This is a genomic window from Sinomonas gamaensis (genome assembly GCF_005876955.1).
GTDB lineage: Bacteria > Actinomycetota > Actinomycetes > Actinomycetales > Micrococcaceae > Sinomonas > Sinomonas gamaensis.
In genome coordinates this window covers 65593-83043 of sequence record NZ_SSCL01000013.1, presented here as the reverse complement: position 1 = coordinate 83043, position 17451 = coordinate 65593, and the positions used below count along the sequence as shown (strand labels likewise).

Here is a 17451-nt window from a genome sequence, read left to right as displayed (position 1 = left end):
GACGGAGGTGGAGGGGAGGTCAGAGCCAGGCGCCCTCGGGATACGACCGCGCGTAGACGTCCTTGATGATGCGGAGCGAGGCAATGGCCTCCTCGGCGCCGATCCAGAACGGCACGCCCGAATCGAGCGACGCGTAGAAGTCCGTGATGAGCAGCCGATGCGACGCGCCCCAGTAGCTCCGCTCCCCCGGCAGGGCCCCGGACTCCTCGACGAGATCCACCGTCCCGTCCGCATACCGGACCGTCAGGACCCCGCGCAGGCTCAGCTCGGCCCGCTCGGTGGAGATGTCGAGCGTCACCGGCGCGTTGATCGCGTTCGCGTTGGTCGCATAGAAGACGGATCTCAGGGTGCCGCCGTCGGCCGTCTGGTGCTCGAGGAGGATGTCAGCCGTGTCCTCGACCTCGATGGCCCCCGCGAGCGCGCGAGTCGTCGCGCCGCCGTCGACCGTCGTCGCCGGCCCCACGAGCCATTGGAGGAGGTCGAGGGTGTGGATCGCCTGGTTCATGAGGAGCCCGCCGCCGCTCCCGGCCCAGGTGGCACGCCACGGCCGCGCCTCGTAGTAGGCGGGCGTGCGGTGCCACATCACGGTCGCGTTCGCTCCGAGGATCCGCCCGAGAGTCCCTCGCTCGAGGAGGTCGCGGAGCGCTCTGACGGTGGCGTTGTAACGGTTCTGGAAGCACACCCCGAACTGCGTGCCCCGCTCGAGGAACGCCGCGCGAGCCGTGTCGGCGAGCGCCTCGGCGTCGGCGAGCGTGTGCGCGACGGGCTTCTCGGTGAGCACGTGGACGCCGCGCGCGAGCGCCTCTTGGGCGAGCGGCGCGTGCGTGCTGTGGGGCGTGCACAGATGGACGACGTCGGCCCCTCCGGCGTCGAGCAGCTCGCCGAGGGTGGCGTATCCCGGCACGCCGTGGGCCTCGGCCGCTGCGGAGCGGCGCTCGTCGTCAGGGTCGACGACGGCAGCAAGCTCAACGCCGTCGGCCGCCTCGATCCCCGCGAAGTGCTGAGCAGAGATGTCGCCGCAGCCGACCACGGCCGCCCGCCTCATTCCGCCCCCTCGTCAATGCGCTTCAGCAGGTCGCCGAGGGCCTCGCGGATGTCGTCGTAGTCGTTCTGGCTCGCGCGGCTCTCGCCCGAGATGATGGCGCAGCGGTGGACCTTCGCGAGGTCGCTGAAGGGGAACTTGTAGTGGGCCTTGCTCTCGTCCGGATGCTCGTCGTCCACGCCCAGGAACCACAGGGCGTATTCGCCGGGACCCTTGGAGTCGAGGAAGTCGCTGAGCTGCTGGTTGTCAGGGGAGTGTTCGCTCCAGTCGTCGCGGCTGTCGCGGACGACCTTGCCCTCCCGAACGAGCGCCTTGGCGTGCTCGTAGGCCTTCTTGTTAAGCTTCACGGTCACGTGGGTAGGCTATGCCCATGCGCGAACTTCAGGCGAAGATCATCGAGGAGATGGGCGTCAAGCCTCAGATCGACCCGGCCGAGGAAGTGACGGCCAGGGTGGGTTTCCTCAAGGACTACCTTCGGGCTACCGGCGCCAAGGGCTTTGTCCTGGGCATCAGCGGCGGTCTCGATTCCTCGCTCGCGGGCCGGCTCGCGCAGCTCGCGGTCGAGTCGCTGGCCGAGGACGGCGTCGAGGCGGACTTTGTCGCGGTGCGCCTGCCGCACGGCGTCCAGCATGACGAAGAGGATGCGAACGCCGCCCTCGAGTTCATCAATCCGAAGACCCTGTGGACGTTCAACATCAAGTCCGCTGTCGACGGGTTCGAGCAGGAGTACGAGCGGAGTTCGGACAAGGAGCTCAGCGACTTCACGCGCGGCAACACGAAGGCGCGTGCCCGGATGATTGCCCAGTACATGATTGCCGGCGAGCGTGGGCTCCTCGTGATCGGGACGGACCACGGCGCCGAGTCGGTGACGGGCTTCTTCACCAAGTTCGGTGACGGCGGTGCGGACATCCTCCCGCTGTTCGGGCTCAACAAGCGGCAGAATCGGCAGCTCCTGCAGCACCTCGGCGCACCGGAGCGGGTCTCGCAGAAGATCCCGACGGCGGATCTGCTGGACCTCCAGCCCGGACGCCACGACGAGCACGAGCTCGGCATCACGTATGAGCAGATCGACGACTACCTCGAAGGGCGCGACGTCCCGGACGAGGTCGCCGAGTCGATCGAGAAGCGCTATCTCCTGACCCGGCACAAGCGCGCCACGCCCGTCACGCGCTTCGACACCTGGTGGCAGGAGGGCGCTGCCGCCTGGACCAAGTAGGGGAAACTTCGCCCCTGCGTTGGGACGGCCTGCGCTGATAGCGTGGGCACGTGAAGATCGCCACCTGGAACGTGAATTCCCTGCGCGCCCGTGCTGACCGGGTCGAAAGCTGGCTCCTGCGCAGCGGCGTGGACGTGCTGGCCCTCCAGGAGACCAAGTGCCGCGACGACAACTTCCCGTGGGAGCTGTTCGAGCGGAACGGCTACGAGGTCGCCCATTTCGGCCTCAGCCAATGGAACGGCGTAGCGATCGCCTCGCGGGTCGGGCTTGAGGACGTCGAGCGGACCTTCCCCGACCAGCCCACCTTCGGCAAGGGCGGGGTGGCCGCCGAGCAGGAGGCTCGCGCGATTGGGGCGACGTGCAACGGCGTGCGGGTGTGGAGCCTCTACGTGCCAAACGGGCGGGCGCTCGACGACGAGCACATGCCGTACAAGCTCGAATGGCTCGCGACCCTCAACAAGCACGCGTCCGAATGGCTCGCTCAGGACCCGAAGGCGCAGATCGCCTTGGTGGGCGACTGGAACATTGCCCCCCGCGACGAAGACGTCTGGGACATCGACCTGTTCCGCACCGAGGGCTACACGCACGTGAGCGAGCCCGAGCGGGAGGCCTTCCGAGCCTTCGAGGAGTCGGGCTTCGCCGACGTCGTGCGGCCCTATGCCCCAGGCCCCGGCGTCTACACCTACTGGGACTACAAGCAGCTCCGCTTCCCGAAGAAGGAAGGGATGCGGATCGACTTCGTCCTCGCCTCGCCGGCCCTCGGAGCGCGTGTGACCGGGGCCCATATCGAGCGCGAGGAGCGCAAGGGCAAGGGTGCGTCGGATCACGTGCCCGTGGTGGTGGAGCTTGCAGACGGCGCGTGAGCTGACGTGACCGAGGCACGTGGCCGTGGGAGACCCCTCTCGTCCCACCTGAGGGTGTATGAGCCGATCGAGGCGTTCAACCCTTCCGAGCGCGAGCGCATCAAGGCTGGCCTCCGTGGCGAGGGCGGCCGGGACGAGCTCGACGCCGCGGAGACCGGGGCGGCCCTCGGCCGGATTGTGGGCGGCGCAGGGGATCCCTTCCCGTCCGACGGCAGCGAGTTCACGCGCGCGCTGACCGTCAACGGCACCGTCCTGTACTGCCCGAGCCAGCTCGTGCTGCGCTCGGGACTCGCGGCCGAATCAGTGATCAACACCGCTCCGCGCATCTTGGCCGAGCTCATGCTTCCCGAGGATGCGAGGGAGCGCCACCAGCGGCGCGTCGATCGGATCGCTTCCGAGACCGCCTCGCCGCGGATCAACACGCGGGAGTCCCTCTGGGGAATCCCCTTCAGCTGGTTTGTCCTCTTCCAGGAGTCGGATCCCACGGAAGTCGTGGAGGACGGCGACCATCTGCGCACTGTTCGGATCGTCGCGCCCTGGGCGAAGGCCATCGGAAGGGCCCGTTTCGCCGTCGCCAACCTCGCCCTTGCCGCGCCGGACATGAGCATGCTCGACGAGCTCACCTCCCTCACCGAGTGGCTCGAGGAATTCCACCCGGACTCGGCCGTCGAACTCGACTACGGGCGCGTGGCCGACCGCGTCTTCCCCGACGAGTCCTGCCTCGACGTGCGCCTCGGCATCGAATGCCTGGCCGAGGGGGATCTCACGGGTGCGGCGGCCGCCTACCGCCGACTGGCGTCGCGGTGGATCCCCATCCGCCAGCTCGCACGGGCCAGCTAGACCCCCACGACGAAGGACGGGACCCCACAACCACAAAGGGTGATGGGGTCCCGTCCGTCTTGGCGCGGGCTAGATCAGCCCTGCTGGAGGTTCTGCTGTGCCTCCTGCGCCCGGTCCTGAACGTTCGAGCTCTGGTCCTGGGCCTCCTGCTTGACGTTCTCGGTGGCCTCAGTCGCCGTTTCCTTGACCGACTGGAGGGCCTCCTGCGCGGGCTCCTTCAGATGGGACGCGGCCTCCGACGCAGCGCTCGAAAGCTGCTGCGTCATGGGCTCGGCCTTCTCCTTGAGCGTCTGCGCGAGCTCCTGCTCCTTCTGGCTCGGCGGGATGAGCGACGAGACCAGAAGTCCCGCGCCGAACGCGATCAGGCCGGCCGCGAGCGGGTTGCCCCTCGCCTTCTGGGTCACCCGCTGCTGGGCGTGGCCCACTGAGTCGCCGGCGTCCGAAAGGGCGCCCCGCGCGTCGGAGAGGGCTCCGCGAGTGTTGTCAGCGGTGTCCTCGGCCACTCCCATGACCCGGTCCTTCACGTTGGTCACCGCCCCCTTGATCTTCTCCGTCTGCCGGTGCGCGATGTGCGATGGGGTCACCTTGTCGGCGACAGCATCGACGTCGTACCCCAGCCTGCGGCGAGTCAGCTCGATGTCCGCTCGGATGGCCTCGGGATTCTCGCTCATCGTGGCTCCTCACTCGGCTTGAGGGATTCAGGGATCCTCTTGACGGTCTCCGCGGTCCTCGGCATTCCCTTGACCGCTTCCATTTCCTTCTTGGCCCTCGTGTAGAGGACAGCGGCGATGATCGCCCAGATCACCGCGACGACGACGGCGGACCACCCGAGCCCGATGAGGTAGGCACCGAGGGCCCACCAGAGGGCAATCGAGAGAAACAGCAGGACAAAGTGTCCCGCGATGCCTGCGCCGGCGTACATGCCGCCGCCGCGCCCGGCCCGTTTTGCGGATTCCCGCGCCTCGGCCTTGGCGAGCTCGAGCTCCTGCCGCATGAGCGTCGACAGGTCCGCCGTGACGTCGCTCAGGAGGTCCCCGAGCGACGAGTTCGCGGCCTTCTGCTCCGCCGGGGGCGTCACCCCCGGGTTATAGCCAGGCCCCTGGCTCATAGCTGCTCACCCTCGCGCGGCTCATTGGTCGAGTGGCGTGGCACCGGCGGGAAGCCGTCCGTGACGGCACCCGTGTCCTGCCCCTCGGTATCCCGCTCGGGGATCATGTCTGCCCCCGCAGCGGTGGCGTGGGGTGCCGTGGGCGCACCGTAGGCAGAGCTGCCGCCGACGGCGCCTTCTTGGACAGCCCCCTCGTCGTACTGGGCGGGAGCGCCGGAGCCATACGTGTCTCCGGCCCGCGTGCCGTACGCGCCCGGCTCATAAGCTCCGGCAGCGTAGTCGGACGAGACCGGCGGCGTCGAGCCGGCCGGGTAGCCGGTCCCCTCGGGGTAGCCCATGCCTTCGACCGTCCCTGTGCCCTGCGCATAACCGTTCTGCGGGTACCCGCCCGGGTAGGCGGTGGTGGGGGACACGCCGTGGCCGGCAGGGGTCGCGGGGGTTCCCGTGAGGGGGCCCGAGACTCCAGACTGGCCTTCCTGCCCCGGTGCACCTGCCGCAAGGGAGCGGGTCAGGCGCCCCACCAGCAGGCCTGCGCCCGCGGCGATCGCGAGGAAGGCGCCGGGGCGGCGTCGGGCAAAGGACGTGACTTCGCCGACGAGGCTTCCGGGGTCCCGCTGCTCGAGGTACTCGGCAAAGCTGCCTGCCCTCTGAGCCGCTTGGCGCACCAAATCCGCACCGACGCCCGAACCCTCGCTCTTCTCGGCCATGGAGTTCAGCTCTTCGTGGAGGGACCGGAGTCCCTTTGCAGCTCGTTCCTGCTGGACCGTTGCCTGATCCATCAATTCCTGCCTGCTCTGGTGCAGCAGGTCCTTGGCCTGGTATTTGGCCTCATGGGCGACATTGGCCGCCTCATTCTTCGCGACGTCGCCCACCGCGCCCGCCGAGGAGGCAGCTTCCCGAGCTACATCCTTGGCTTCTTCCTTCGCGGTGGACACGTTCGTGTCACCTGACAGCGGACTGGTCATCATCGGTCCTCTCACCTGGTCGAGTGGATGTGACAAGACCTCCACTACCCGTGTCAGACCGGATCAGACAATCAACCCTCAGTTTCCGCCCGGACCCTTGAATCGGCTGACTGTGGATCGCTCAGCGAGCCGGCGGTGCCGTCGACTCGCGCACCACAAGCCGCTGCTCGGCAAGCTCGGCGTGCACCGAGCCCTCGTCGCCGCCGAGCTCGGCAAGCAGCATCTGCGTTCCGCGGCGGGCCTGGGCCGTCGGGTCCTGCCAGACGGTGGTGAGGCCGGCGGCAGCCCCCATCTCGTGGCCGTCGATTCCCACCACTGAGAGCTCCTCGGGAATCCGGACGCCCCGCCGTCGTGCTTCGAAGAGCACGCCCAAGGCCATCTCGTCGCTCGCGCATACGATCGCTGTGGGCCGCGGCTCGGGAAGCTCCATGAATCGGCGCATGGCCTCGACACCGCTTTCGACGGTGAAATTCCCGAACAGTGCCGCGTCGGGGTCGAACTCGAGCCCGGCGTTGTGGACGGCATCGTGGAAGCCTTCGACGCGGATGCGCGGGACGCTGAAGTTCAGGTCGGAATCGTCCTGGCCGTGCAGGAGCGCAATATGCCGGTGGCCCAAGTCGATGAGGTGCTCCGTGATGGTGCGCGCCGCCTGATAGTCGTCGATCCCCACGTTTGGACAGCCGGGCACGGGACCGCCGACGACCACGAGCGGCATGTCGATGGCATGCAGGTCCTCGATCTCCTCCGGATGGAGGTACATGCAGAGCAGGAGCAGGCCATCGATCTGCTTCTGCACCATCGCCTTGCTGAACAGCCGCTCTCGGGGCTGAGTGCGGCCCCCGAGATTGAAGAGCGAGAGGTTGTAGCCTCGCCCATGCAATTCGCGGTCGACGCCGTCGATCGCCTTCCCGAAGAACCACCGATCCACATAGGGCGCGAGAACGCCGATCGTGCGTGTCTTGCCGCTGGCGAGGCGGGACGCGGCCGACGACGGCACATACCCGAGTTCCTTCGCCTTCGCCAGGATCTTGGCCCGGGTCGGCGGAGAGACGCGCGGGAGTCCGCGGATGGCCCTCGAGACCGTTGCCGTCGACACCCCAGCCGCTGCAGCCACGTCCTCGATTCCGACCATGTTCCCCTCCGGCTTCCCAGCCCTCTCCCCCAGCGCCGGCTATCCCAGTCGGCGCTGGCTCAGGGCACGGCAATGCTCAGCTCGACCGCCTCTAAGGCGCTCCGGTTCCTTTACGGCTCCGGTTCGTTCTTGTGCCCCCGGAGCACCCTACGCCTTACGGCCCAGAGGATCGCCATCGCGGCAAGCACCGCGGCGAGCCCGAGGGCCCAGCCCAGGGCGGGCTGCCCCGTCACCTCGAGCCATACGGTCACGATGAAGAGGAAGAGCGCCCAGAACGCCAGGAATCCTACGAAGATCTCGAACTGCTCGACCACGGCCCGCCGCGGTTCGGAGGAGCGGCGGTACGCCTCTCCTCCGACCGCGAAGGGGCTCCAGGGCCGGTGTTCGTCCTCGCCCGTCACTTGACCGCGCCGGCGGTGAGGCCTGCGACGATCTTCCGCTGGAAGACCAAGACCAGGATCACCAGCGGGATCGTGACGATGGTTCCGGCGGCCATGACGGCCGTGTACGGCTCCACGTGCGGCTGCGACCCGGCGAACGACGCGATGGCCACAGTGACCGTCTTGGTCGCGTCCGACGAGAGCTGGCTCGCGATGAGGAACTCGTTCCACGCCGAGATGAAGGCGAGGATCGCCGTCGTGAAGGTCGCCGGAGCGGCGAGGGGCAGGATCACCTTGCGGAAGGCCTGGCCCTGCGTGCACCCGTCGATGCGCGCCGACTCCTCGAGCTCCCACGGCATCTCGCGGAAGAACGACGTGAGCGTGTACACCGTCAACGGGAGGGTGAACGAGATGCTCGGGATGATGAGGGCCTGGTACGTGCCCATCCACCCGATGCTCGTGAAGAGCTGGAACAGCGGGGTCACGAGTGCGACGCCCGGGAACATCGAGGCGCCGAGGATGAAGCCCATGACGGCGAACTTGAACCGGAAGTTCAGGCGCGCGAGGGCATAGGCGGCGAACACGCCGACCACGAGGGCAACGATGGTGGTGATGCCGGCGACGATGACGCTGTTGAGGAGGTTGCGGGCGAAGTGGTTGCCCAGCCTCTCGTCGAAGACCGTCGCGAAGTTGTCCCACGTGACGTGCGTGAAGAAGAACGTCGGATCGAACGTGTAGCCGACGTCGCGGAACGCGGTGACGACCATCCAGTAGAACGGTGCGAGGCACCAGATGAGGATGACCGCGGCCGCGATGTAGGTGCGGGTCATCCCCCAGTCGTACTTCTTGTGCCGGACGGGGATCTCCGCGGTCCGCGTGGCGGTAGCAGTGGCGGCGCTCATGTCACTTCTTTCCGGACGACGTGGCCGCGCCCACGGCGTTGGCGCCGAGGAAGCGGACGAAGATGAACGCGACGATGAAGATCACCAGGAAGGTGATCGTCGAGAGCGCCGCGGCGCTGTTGAACCCTTGACGGATCTGATCGACCACGAGGATCGAAAGGGTCGTCGTGTTGTTGCCGCCCTGGGTCATGATGTACGGCAGGTCGAACATGCGGAGCGCGTCGAGCATGCGGAACAGGATCGCGACCATGAGGGCGGGACGCACGAGCGGGAGCGTGATCTGCGTGAACCTCTGCCACGCCGAGGCGCCGTCCACCTTCGCGGCCTCGTACACCTCGTCGGGGATGAGCTGCAGACCCGCCAGGATCAGCAGCGCCATGAACGGCGTGGTCTTCCATACGTCCGAGATGATGATCGCCCACCGGGCCGGCCATTCGGACCCGGTCCAGAGGATCTGCTGGCCGAAGAGCTTGTTGGCGATCCCCTCGAAAGCGAAGATGAAGAACCACAGCTTTGCGGTCACGGCCGTGGGAATCGCCCACGGCACGAGCACGGCCGCGCGGACGATGCTGCGCCCGCGGAAGGTCCGGGCCATGATGATCGCCATCCAGAAGCCGAGGACCGTTTCGAGGGCCACGGTGACGATGGCGAAGAAGAAGGTGGTGCTCATCGCACCCCAGAACTGGGAGCCCAGGGTGCCTGGCGGGCACGCGACTCCGTTGCACTGCTGGGCGATCCAGTGTGCGTAGTTGTCGAATCCGGCAGCACCGCCCTGGACGAAGAAGCCCGTCGCGGTGTCGAGCCCAGCGTCCTTCTGGAAGGACATGATGATGGCGTTGACCACCGGATAGATGATGACGACGGCCAGCAGGATGAGCGTCGGGGCCAGCAGGACGGACGCCCAGCGACCCTGGGTGACCTGCTTGCGGTCTGCGCTCTCCCTTCCCGGCATCTGATGGCGTGAGGTTGAGGCGGCCTTGGCCTGTGTCCTCGCCGGAACCTCTGTGGACATGATGACTCCTTTATCTCCCCCTGGCCGGGAAACCGGGCGGTTCGGCGGCGTCTGGCGCCGAACCGCCCGGTCGGTGCAATGACTACTTGGCGCCGGCCGCCTGGAGCGCGGACTGCATATCGCTCAGAGCCTGATCCACCGACTTGTCACCCTTGAGTGCTGCGTACGCGTTGTCCTCGACCGCCTTGGTGACGGCCGGGTAGAACGGCGTCACCGGGCGCGGGACGGCGTTCTGGATCGAGGTCAGCAGCGTGGGCAGGTACGGCAGCTTGGCCGTGAGGTCAGCGTCGCTGTACAGGTTGGAGAGGACCGGGGCAAGCGAGCCCTGCGTCGCGTAGAACTTCTCGGTCTCAGCGCTGGTCATGAACTTCATGAAGTCGAGCGCAGTCGCCTTGTGCTTCGAGTACACGCTCATCGCCACGTTGTGGCCGCCAAGCGAGGAGGCGCCGGGACCGCTCTTGCCGGGCAGCGGTGCAATCCCGAACGTGTCCTTGACCTTGGACGAGCCGTCAGTCTTGGCGAGGTTGTACACGTACGGCCAGTTGCGGAGGAACAGGAGCTGGCCGTTCTCGAACGCCTGCCGGCTCTGCTCTTCCTGGTACGTGATGGCCTGCTGAGCGATGTTGCCGCTCTTGAAGGCGTCCACGAGCTTGCCGAGGCCGGCCTTCGACTCGGGCGAGTTCACGACCGCCTTGCCGGAATCGTCCACGATCTTGCCGCCCCACGTGTTGATCGCCTCAGCCGCGTTGACAGTGAGGCCCTCGTACTGGGCGAACTGGCCCGCGTAGCAGCTTATGTTGTTCTGCTTCGCGATGGAGCACATGCTCATCATCTCGTCCCACGTCTTCGGCGGGTTCGGGACGAGGTCCTTGCGGTAGTAGAGCAGGCCGCCGTCAGAGGTCTGCGGCGCCGCGTAGAGCGTTCCGTTGTACGTGGCGGTCTTGACCGTGGCCGGGAGCATCGCCGACGTATCGAAGGACAGCTTGTCCTTGAGCGGCTGGAGCCAGCCCTTGGCCGCGAACTCGGCGGTCCAGATCACGTCGACGTCCACCACGTCGTAATTCGCATCCTGCGCCTGGAAGTGCTGCACGAGGTCGTCGTGCTGCTGGTCGGCCTGATCCGACTGCTCCTTGAACGTGACCTGCTCGTTCGGGTGGGCCGCGTTCCACTTGTCGACCAGCGGGCGGACGACGTTCGAGTTGTCCTTGCCTTGGACGTAGGTGATCGGGCCACGGCCATCCAAGTTCTGCGATCCGGCGTCGCCGCCGCCTCCGCCACCTGAACTGCTGCCGCCTCCGCAGGCAGAGAGCGCCAGGGCCAGCACGCTCGCCGTGGCTAACGGCGCCGCGTACTTGGAGAACGTATTTCTCATGCTCGACTCCCTTGTCTGTGGGGCAGCTCTACACCGCCCCCGGGGTTGTGACGCAGTTCACCCTAGGCTGTGCAAGAGCTGTGTGCAAGCGCTTACGCAGGACGTTTCCATTCCGTGATCAAGCGCTTACACATTTGTCCCGAAAGGCGCACGGGAGGTAGGGACTACAGCTGAGATCAGCGGACGCGTTCGGCCCGGCTGAACCGGGAACGCGTGCCCGAGGCGACGTGCAGGAGCACTGGGCAGGAATGACCGAAGACCAAGTCCATCGCCCCGATGAGGTGCTCGACGTCGTCGGCAATCGCGCGGGGATCCGCACCCTGACGGGCCACGACCCGCACCCTGAGCGCGATCTTCCCCTCGAACTCCACCGCGGCCACAGACGAGCCCACGAGGTCCTTCCGGGGCATCAAAGCTCCGCGAATCGCCTGGTCCACGGCGGAAGCCGCAATGGCCACCCGCCCGGGCGCCTCGTCCGGGGAGCCGCGCTCCGCCGTCGGGCTCGACCACGCCACGAGGTCCTGACGGCCCGTGCCCTGATGCGCCATCCACCAGACCATGCACAGGATGATCACCACGAGCAGCGCCATCGCAAGAGCCCAGAGCCAGCTCACGCGCGTCCCCGGGAACACCGTCGTGGCGAACAGGTCCCCAGCGCGCAGGGAAGCCGCCGGCGCCCAGGAGGCCCACCACGCCCCGACGGCAGGCACCGCAGCAAGCAGCAGCAGGAGCACCCCCACGGCCAGCAGGAGGATCCCGAAGACGAAGATCAGGATTCGGTTGAGGGCACGCGGCGTCCCATTCACGCCCCGATCACCCCCGTTCCCGCCACCCTGACCCGCAGGAGTGGATACGGCTGAGGCCGCAGGCGGCGCAACTCGTCCTCGACCGCAGCGAGAACGTCCTCCGCCCGGACCGGGATCCCGGAGGTGGGGCGCACGTTCACGATCGCCTCACGCCGCGAGAGCACCACCGTCACCTGCTCGGGCCGCACCGTGGCCGCGGCCCGAGCGCGCCGCGCGAGAGCCGAGGCGAGCACTTCGTCGTCGAGGACGACGGCGATCCGGCGGCTGGGCAGGAATCGTCGCCCCGCGCGGCCCGGCCGCAGGGCGAGGACGACGAAGATGAGGCCCGCAATCGCGACGACGATGCCCAGCAAGGCGAGAATCGCCGCGTTGATCCCGCCAGGCAGTCCCGCGACGAAGCGCGCCGCGGACTCAGGATCGATGATCCACGCGGGCTGGCCGATGGCTTGGAGGGTTGACTCGAGCAGGGCGTAGACGCACAGCAGCATCACGAGGAGGGCGACGACGACCGAGGCGAGGGCGCGGCCGGAAGTCGTCTCCCGGCGCACTGCCGAATCCAAGCCATGGGACGGTTCACGAGATCGGGCAGGTTCAGTGGTGTCGGGCGCCTCGACGCTCATAGGACGCGGGCCCTCCCGCTCGTCGTCGGCCGCACCCCGGCGACGCGGATGTCGACGCGGCTCAGCTGGGCGCCGCTCAGCCCGGACACGCGCCGCAGGATGGCGCCCTTGGCCGCCGTCGCCCGCTCCCACACGCTGCCGCCCGCGGCGGCGACGTCCTCGGGCCCCGCCACGGAGTCCAACTCCGGCACGGCGATGGGCGAGACGACGCGCAGGGCGAGGAGGCCGGCGTCGTCCGCCCAGGAGGCGCGGACGTCGGCGGGACGCACACCGAATTGCTCGGCCGTGGCCGCCTGCGCGAGGCTCGTGAGCGCCTGGGTGCTCACCCGGTTGTGCCCGGCGAGGGTGCTCACGAGGACGAGCGCCTTCCGTTCAGCGCGTCCCAGACGCGGCGGAGGTCGACTTTGCCCTCGACGACGCGGCCCAAGATCGCGCCGACGGCCATGAAGACGAGGGAACCGATGAAGCCCCATGCGCCGAACTGGAAGGACATATAGGCCACGAAGGCACCGATCGCGATACCCACCACTGTCAGATTCACAGCACCTCGATTCCGGCCGGTCCGGCCGACTGGGGGGAGGCGGAAGGCTTGGATTCTCCGATGAAGACGTCCGCGATCTCGACATTGACTTCGATGACCGCGAGCCCGGTGAGCTGCTCGACGGCGCGGTAGACGGCGGCGCGGACGTCGTCGGCGAGTTTCTGCAGGGGGACCCCGTACCTCGCCACGAGCGTCACATCCACGGCGGCTTGACTCGTTCCGGCCTCGGCCCGCACTCCGCTCACGTGGTCTGCACCGACCGCATCCCGGATGGCGCCGAGCGCACGCGACGGCCCGCTGCCAAGCGAATGCACTCCCGGCACCGCGCGGGCCGCCGCCGCGGCGACCTTCGCGACCGCCTGCTCGTTGATGACGGTGCGTCCAGTGGCCTCGGGCACGTCGACTGCGTACGCGGGCGGACCGGGCTGCACCTCGGGATGCTGCTCCATTCGGCTCCCTCGCTCGTGGCAGAACAGTGGACTCGATCCCACCCTAGTACGCGGGGACGACAGTGCCGAGGACAAAAGCGTTCCCCATCCTCGGCACCCGGTGCTTTGCTGCCATCAGGCAGGGGCGGCGGCGGTGGAGCGCCGAATCACGATGCTGGTCGACAAGTCGACGCGAGGGGGCGTCGAGCCCAATTCCGGCCGCCCCTGCCACGCGCGGGACCGGAACAGCAGGCCGACCGCCTCAGCTCCCATTTCGGCGATGGGCTGGTGCACCGTCGTCAAGGGAGGGCTCGCCCACTCCGCTTCCGGCACGTCGTCGAAGCCTACGACGCTCAGGTCGGTTGGAATCCCGAGGCCGGCTTCGGCGGCGGCATCGAGCACGCCGAGGGCCATGACATCGGAGCAGGCGAAGACCGCCGTGGGGCGCGTTCCGGCAGCCAACATGACCGCCGTCTCCTGCGCCGCCCGCTCCCGGCTCCAGTCCCCGTAGGCGACCTCGCAGTCCTCCACTCCGGCGTCGCGCAGCGCGGAGCGGAACCCGTCGATACGTGCGGTGCTGTAGAGGTGATCGCGCCCGCCGCCGACGACGCCGAAGCGGCGATGGCCGAGAGCAAGCAGGTGCTCGGCCGCAGACCGACCACCGTCCCAATTGGTCACTCCGACACTGGGGACGGCCGCGGCCGGCCGGCTCATCGGGGTGACGAGCACAATGGGGATCCGGGCGGCCGAGAGCACCGCAAGCTGCACGCTGGTGGGATCGACGAGAACCACGATCGCTCCATGCGAAGGGCGGCGGAGCAGGCGCGACACCCACTCTCCATCGTCCCGGGCGATGGTGATGACGACGTCGACGTTGGCCGCCGTCGCGGCCTGCTCGACCCCCACCAGCACACGGTTCGCCCAGCTTCCGTCGACGTGGTTCACCACCAGGTGAATGAGGGCCGGCGCGTCGGAGGAGACGGGCAACTTCGAGCGCGGGCGAGAAGCGGCCTTGGCGTAGCCGACCTCGCGCACCGCGGTCATGACCCGTTCTCGGGTGGAAGGCGAGACATCCGTCCCGCCCCTGAGCACCTTCGAGACCGTGGGCACGCTGGTGCCGGCGAGAGCGGCCACGTCCGAGAGGGTCGGCTGCTTATGGCGCTGATGCTCGGAAGTCGGCATGAAGCGAGCATAGCGCTATTTCTGATTGCGAAATTTTTCGTTGCCTCGAATGGCTTGCAGACTTCGTTACTGGCTTGCGAAGATCGGCAAGTCCAGTGGTTGGGGACGAAGGATTTGCGCAAATATCTACTGGGCTACCTACCCGCCAACCAGCTCCATCTGCTCAACGACGATCTCCGGCCGCGCCGGGAATGGAGGAACGATGACCCCCGTCGATCACACCGCAATGATTTCGCGAAGAGGACTTCTCGCCGGGGCGGGGGGACTTGCTGCCCTCGCTGCCCTGACGGCGTGCGGGTCGAGCGGAGGGGCGTCGGGAGGATCCTCTGGAACGATCAAGTTCTGGAACATGCCATGGGGAAATACCGAGTTCACCCAGCTCGACAAGGACATCACGCTCAAGTACGCGCCAGCGCAGGGTTTGCCGGCCGCCTCGTATCAGTCCGTCCAGTGGGCCAACTTCACCAGCACCTTCGCGTCGGCCGTCGCCTCGAAGACCGGACCGGCCGTCAGCAGCGGCAGTGGGACCCAAGCTTTCGAGTTCGCGGGACAGAACCAGATCGCGATGGCGGACAACCTGCTCGAATCCTGGAAGTCGTCCGGCCTCTACGACGACTTCCTCCCCGGTCTGATCGACACCATGAAGACCCCCCAAGGCCACGTGGCGGTGCCCTACAACCTCGACATGCGGGCGCTGTGGTACCGGAAGTCGCTGCTTGAGAAGGCCGGGGTGCAGCCGCCGACGGACTGGCAGTCGCACCTTGACGTGTGCGAGGCCCTCAAGAAGGCCGGCATGTTCGGATTCGGTATTGCCGCTGGTGCCCAGAGCAATGGATTCCAAGTGATCGTCGGCCTGATGATCAACAACGGCGGCGGCCTGTTCGACGAAAATCAGAAGCCGAATTGCGTGACGCCGGAGAATATCCAGGCCCTCGATTACATCGTGGAGATGGTCCGCAAGGGGTACATGGATCCAGGGAGTATCGGCTACTCGACGACCAACGCCCAATCCCAGTGGAAGAGCGACAGGTTCGCCATGGGCTTCGAAAGTCCTGGCCTCGCGCAGCAACTGGGAGGAACCGTGGCCAACGACATGATGGTCGGCGATCCGCTCGTCAGCGCCAAGGGCACCAAAGGCGCGCTGTACTTCCCGAACAACATCATGATGTACACAAACACCCCCAGCCAGCGCGGCTCCGAGGAATTCCTGACGTATTACTACAAGAACATGAGTGTGCTGTGGACCAAGAAAACTGGCCCGGGCCTTCCCGTTCTCAAATCAATCGCCTCGACCCCGGAATTCATGTCGGATCCCAATGCAGTCAAGATGGTCAACGTATGGCAGCCGATCTGCAAGACGTGGGCCGCGCCGGGCGGAAGCGCCCTCTTCGCCAACATCTCGGCGGTGGACAGCACGCCGGCAATGACGACCTTCGCGCAGAGTCTGCTCTCGCTCAAGGCGACCCCGAAGGAGGCGCTCACCACCCTCCAGGCCACGCTCGTCTCGACCATGAAATAGCGGTGAGGACCATGATCACAGCACGTCTCACCGTCAGCCCGCATTTCGTGGTCGGCCCCGTCAACCGGCGCCTGTTCGGCTCGTTCGTGGAACATCTCGGGCGATGCGTCTACGACGGCATCTACGAACCGGGCCACCCGAGCGCGGACGACGACGGCTTCCGCCGGGACGTCATCGAACTCGTCACCGAACTCGGAGTCTCCACGGTCCGCTATCCCGGCGGCAATTTTGTCTCCGGCTTCCGCTGGGAAGACAGCGTAGGGCCGCGCGATGAACGTCCTCGGAGGCTGGACTTGGCGTGGCACTCGACCGAGACGAACGAAGTCGGATTGCATGAATTCGCCGCATGGCTCGAGAAGGTCGGCAGCGAGCTCATGCTCGCGGTGAACCTCGGAACGCGAGGCGTCCTCGAAGCCCTGGACCTCCTGGAATACGCCAATGTCCGCTCGGGCACCGCGCTTTCCGAGCGGCGCGCGTTCAACGGGCGCGCCGAGCCCTTTGGCATCTCAATGTGGTGCTTGGGCAACGAAATGGACGGGCCGTGGCAGCTCGGGCACCGGTCGGCGACCGACTACGGGAAGATCGCGTCCCAGACCGCCAAGGCCATGCGGCAGCTCGATCCGTCGGTGGAACTCGTCGTCTGCGGTTCGTCGAGCGCGCATATGCCCACCTTCGGGGACTGGGAACGAGAAGTGCTCAGCCACACGTACGACGACGTCGACTACATTTCGTGCCACGCCTATTACCAGGAGAAGAACGGCGACTTGGGCTCGTTCTTGGCATCCGCGGTGGATATGGACAGGTTCATCGAATCCGTCATTGCGACGGCGGACCACGTGAAGGCCGCGAAGCGCTCCGACAAGACCATCAGTATTTCGTTCGACGAGTGGAATGTCTGGTACCTCGACCGCTTCCAGAATGAAGAAAAGATCGCAGGCATCGACAACTGGCCGGTCGCCCCGCGCCTGCTGGAGGACTCCTACTCCGTGGCGGACGCCGTCGTCGTCGGGAATCTCCTCATCTCACTCCTCAAGCACGCGGACCGCGTCACCTCCGCCTCGTTGGCACAACTCGTCAATGTGATCGCGCCGATCATGACGGAACCTGGGGGCCCGGCGTGGCGCCAGACGACGTTCTTTCCCTTCGCCCTGACCTCACAGCTGGCCGCCGGAGAGGTGCTCGCCACGAAGCTGCAGTCGCCGTACTACGACACGGAGCTGTACGGAAGCGTCCCGCTCGTGGACGCGGTCGCAACACACGACAGCTCGACCGCGACCAGCGCCGTCTTCCTTGTCAACAGATCCCAGGACGCGGAAGTTGCGATGACGGTCGACCTGACCGGGTTCGATGGAACCATCCTGCTGGACGCCCAAACGCTCTCGGATCCCGACCCCTCCGCGCGAAACACCCTCGACAATCCCGAGAGGGTGGGGCTATCCCCCAACAAGACGGCAATGGTCAGGGACAGTTCAGTCACTGTCACGCTTCCGCCTGTTTCCTGGACGGTCCTGAGCCTCGGCTGA

The 17451-nt window shown here is 67.0% G+C and carries 21 protein-coding genes; 5 read left to right on the top strand and 16 right to left on the bottom strand.

Annotated elements, in window-relative coordinates:
• Positions 1-19: 19 nt before the first annotated feature.
• On the bottom strand, positions 20-1045 hold the full coding sequence (locus E5679_RS16165; protein WP_138417732.1) for a Gfo/Idh/MocA family protein: 1026 nt from the start codon (positions 1043-1045) through the stop codon (positions 20-22).
• Positions 1042-1395: a hypothetical protein gene (locus E5679_RS16160; RefSeq protein ID WP_138417730.1), complete on the bottom strand. Its 354-nt coding sequence runs from the start codon at positions 1393-1395 to the stop codon at positions 1042-1044. Before E5679_RS16160 ends, E5679_RS16165 begins: the two co-directional genes overlap by 4 nt.
• A 17-nt stretch (positions 1396-1412) precedes the next feature.
• Here E5679_RS16160 and nadE point away from each other — a divergent pair, with 17 nt between their 5' ends.
• The 3 genes from nadE to E5679_RS16145 are packed head-to-tail and all read left to right on the top strand — an operon-like array spanning position 1413 to position 3961.
• Positions 1413-2258, top strand: coding sequence for an ammonia-dependent NAD(+) synthetase (gene nadE, locus E5679_RS16155; RefSeq protein WP_138417728.1), 846 nt, complete (start codon positions 1413-1415; stop codon positions 2256-2258).
• Between the two features lie 50 nt (positions 2259-2308).
• Positions 2309-3121 (top strand): exodeoxyribonuclease III, encoded by an 813-nt coding sequence (locus tag E5679_RS16150; RefSeq protein WP_138417726.1) that lies wholly within the window; start codon positions 2309-2311, stop codon positions 3119-3121.
• A 6-nt stretch (positions 3122-3127) separates the two neighbouring features.
• Positions 3128-3961, top strand: a complete 834-nt coding sequence (locus E5679_RS16145) for a DUF8083 family protein (RefSeq protein ID WP_138417724.1) — start codon at positions 3128-3130, stop codon at positions 3959-3961.
• A gap of 74 nt (positions 3962-4035) precedes the next feature.
• Here E5679_RS16145 and E5679_RS16140 read toward each other — a convergent pair whose 3' ends face one another.
• From E5679_RS16140 to E5679_RS16075, 14 genes are all read right to left on the bottom strand, one after another.
• The gene (locus E5679_RS16140) at positions 4036-4632 is read right to left on the bottom strand and encodes a DUF3618 domain-containing protein (protein WP_138417722.1); all 597 of its coding nucleotides are present in this window, start codon (positions 4630-4632) and stop codon (positions 4036-4038) included.
• Positions 4629-5069 (bottom strand): phage holin family protein, encoded by a 441-nt coding sequence (locus tag E5679_RS16135; protein ID WP_138417720.1) that lies wholly within the window; start codon positions 5067-5069, stop codon positions 4629-4631. Before E5679_RS16135 ends, E5679_RS16140 begins: the two co-directional genes overlap by 4 nt.
• A complete protein-coding gene (locus tag E5679_RS16130) occupies positions 5066-6034 on the bottom strand; it encodes a hypothetical protein (RefSeq protein ID WP_138417719.1) in 969 nt (322 codons plus the stop codon). The genes E5679_RS16135 and E5679_RS16130 overlap by 4 nt, the downstream gene beginning before the upstream one ends.
• Positions 6035-6155: 121 nt before the next feature.
• Positions 6156-7166 carry a LacI family DNA-binding transcriptional regulator gene (locus E5679_RS16125; RefSeq protein ID WP_171042418.1) on the bottom strand — a complete coding sequence of 337 codons (1011 nt, stop codon included), beginning with the start codon at positions 7164-7166 and terminating at the stop codon, positions 6156-6158.
• 110 nt (positions 7167-7276) lie between these two features.
• Positions 7277-7567, bottom strand: a complete 291-nt coding sequence (locus E5679_RS16120) for a hypothetical protein (RefSeq protein ID WP_249336179.1) — start codon at positions 7565-7567, stop codon at positions 7277-7279.
• Complete coding sequence (locus E5679_RS16115) at positions 7564-8448, bottom strand: carbohydrate ABC transporter permease (RefSeq protein WP_138417714.1); 885 nt, start codon at positions 8446-8448, stop codon at positions 7564-7566. The genes E5679_RS16120 and E5679_RS16115 overlap by 4 nt, the downstream gene beginning before the upstream one ends.
• A 1-nt stretch (position 8449) precedes the next feature.
• Positions 8450-9460 carry a carbohydrate ABC transporter permease gene (locus E5679_RS16110; protein ID WP_138417712.1) on the bottom strand — a complete coding sequence of 337 codons (1011 nt, stop codon included), beginning with the start codon at positions 9458-9460 and terminating at the stop codon, positions 8450-8452.
• Positions 9461-9542: 82 nt separating this feature from the next.
• On the bottom strand, positions 9543-10832 hold the full coding sequence (locus E5679_RS16105) for an ABC transporter substrate-binding protein (RefSeq protein ID WP_138417710.1): 1290 nt from the start codon (positions 10830-10832) through the stop codon (positions 9543-9545).
• Positions 10833-11008: 176 nt separating this feature from the next.
• Positions 11009-11638: a hypothetical protein gene (locus E5679_RS16100; RefSeq protein ID WP_138417708.1), complete on the bottom strand. Its 630-nt coding sequence runs from the start codon at positions 11636-11638 to the stop codon at positions 11009-11011.
• The gene (locus E5679_RS16095) at positions 11635-12186 is read right to left on the bottom strand and encodes a DUF6286 domain-containing protein (RefSeq protein WP_171042417.1); all 552 of its coding nucleotides are present in this window, start codon (positions 12184-12186) and stop codon (positions 11635-11637) included. The genes E5679_RS16100 and E5679_RS16095 overlap by 4 nt, the downstream gene beginning before the upstream one ends.
• A gap of 68 nt (positions 12187-12254) precedes the next feature.
• Complete coding sequence (locus E5679_RS16090; protein ID WP_249336178.1) at positions 12255-12611, bottom strand: hypothetical protein; 357 nt, start codon at positions 12609-12611, stop codon at positions 12255-12257.
• Positions 12608-12799, bottom strand: a complete 192-nt coding sequence (locus E5679_RS16085) for a hypothetical protein (RefSeq protein WP_138417703.1) — start codon at positions 12797-12799, stop codon at positions 12608-12610. Before E5679_RS16085 ends, E5679_RS16090 begins: the two co-directional genes overlap by 4 nt.
• Positions 12796-13248, bottom strand: a complete 453-nt coding sequence (locus tag E5679_RS16080) for an Asp23/Gls24 family envelope stress response protein (protein WP_138417701.1) — start codon at positions 13246-13248, stop codon at positions 12796-12798. Before E5679_RS16080 ends, E5679_RS16085 begins: the two co-directional genes overlap by 4 nt.
• 114 nt (positions 13249-13362) lie before the next feature.
• The gene (locus E5679_RS16075; protein ID WP_138417699.1) at positions 13363-14409 is read right to left on the bottom strand and encodes a LacI family DNA-binding transcriptional regulator; all 1047 of its coding nucleotides are present in this window, start codon (positions 14407-14409) and stop codon (positions 13363-13365) included.
• Between the two features lie 202 nt (positions 14410-14611).
• Between E5679_RS16075 and E5679_RS16070 the strand changes: the two genes are divergently transcribed.
• Positions 14612-15928, top strand: a complete 1317-nt coding sequence (locus E5679_RS16070) for an ABC transporter substrate-binding protein (protein ID WP_138417697.1) — start codon at positions 14612-14614, stop codon at positions 15926-15928.
• Positions 15929-15939: 11 nt separating this feature from the next.
• On the top strand, positions 15940-17451 hold the full coding sequence (gene arfA / locus E5679_RS16065; protein ID WP_138417695.1) for an arabinosylfuranosidase ArfA: 1512 nt from the start codon (positions 15940-15942) through the stop codon (positions 17449-17451).

Excerpts from the sequence above, each read along its gene's own strand:
- E5679_RS16165 (WP_138417732.1), bottom strand. The coding sequence starts at position 1,045 with ATGAGGCGGGCGGCCGTGGTCGGCTGCGGCGACATCTCTGCTCAGCAC.
- nadE (WP_138417728.1), top strand. The coding sequence starts at position 1,413 with ATGCGCGAACTTCAGGCGAAGATCATCGAGGAGATGGGCGTCAAGCCT.
- E5679_RS16140 (WP_138417722.1), bottom strand. The coding sequence starts at position 4,632 with ATGAGCGAGAATCCCGAGGCCATCCGAGCGGACATCGAGCTGACTCGC.
- E5679_RS16135 (WP_138417720.1), bottom strand. The coding sequence starts at position 5,069 with ATGAGCCAGGGGCCTGGCTATAACCCGGGGGTGACGCCCCCGGCGGAG.
- E5679_RS16130 (WP_138417719.1), bottom strand. The coding sequence starts at position 6,034 with ATGACCAGTCCGCTGTCAGGTGACACGAACGTGTCCACCGCGAAGGAA.
- E5679_RS16125 (WP_171042418.1), bottom strand. The coding sequence starts at position 7,166 with ATGGTCGGAATCGAGGACGTGGCTGCAGCGGCTGGGGTGTCGACGGCA.
- E5679_RS16115 (WP_138417714.1), bottom strand. The coding sequence starts at position 8,448 with ATGAGCGCCGCCACTGCTACCGCCACGCGGACCGCGGAGATCCCCGTC.
- E5679_RS16110 (WP_138417712.1), bottom strand. The coding sequence starts at position 9,460 with ATGTCCACAGAGGTTCCGGCGAGGACACAGGCCAAGGCCGCCTCAACC.
- E5679_RS16105 (WP_138417710.1), bottom strand. The coding sequence starts at position 10,832 with ATGAGAAATACGTTCTCCAAGTACGCGGCGCCGTTAGCCACGGCGAGC.
- E5679_RS16080 (WP_138417701.1), bottom strand. The coding sequence starts at position 13,248 with ATGGAGCAGCATCCCGAGGTGCAGCCCGGTCCGCCCGCGTACGCAGTC.
- E5679_RS16075 (WP_138417699.1), bottom strand. The coding sequence starts at position 14,409 with ATGCCGACTTCCGAGCATCAGCGCCATAAGCAGCCGACCCTCTCGGAC.
- E5679_RS16070 (WP_138417697.1), top strand. The coding sequence starts at position 14,612 with ATGACCCCCGTCGATCACACCGCAATGATTTCGCGAAGAGGACTTCTC.
- arfA (WP_138417695.1), top strand. The coding sequence starts at position 15,940 with ATGATCACAGCACGTCTCACCGTCAGCCCGCATTTCGTGGTCGGCCCC.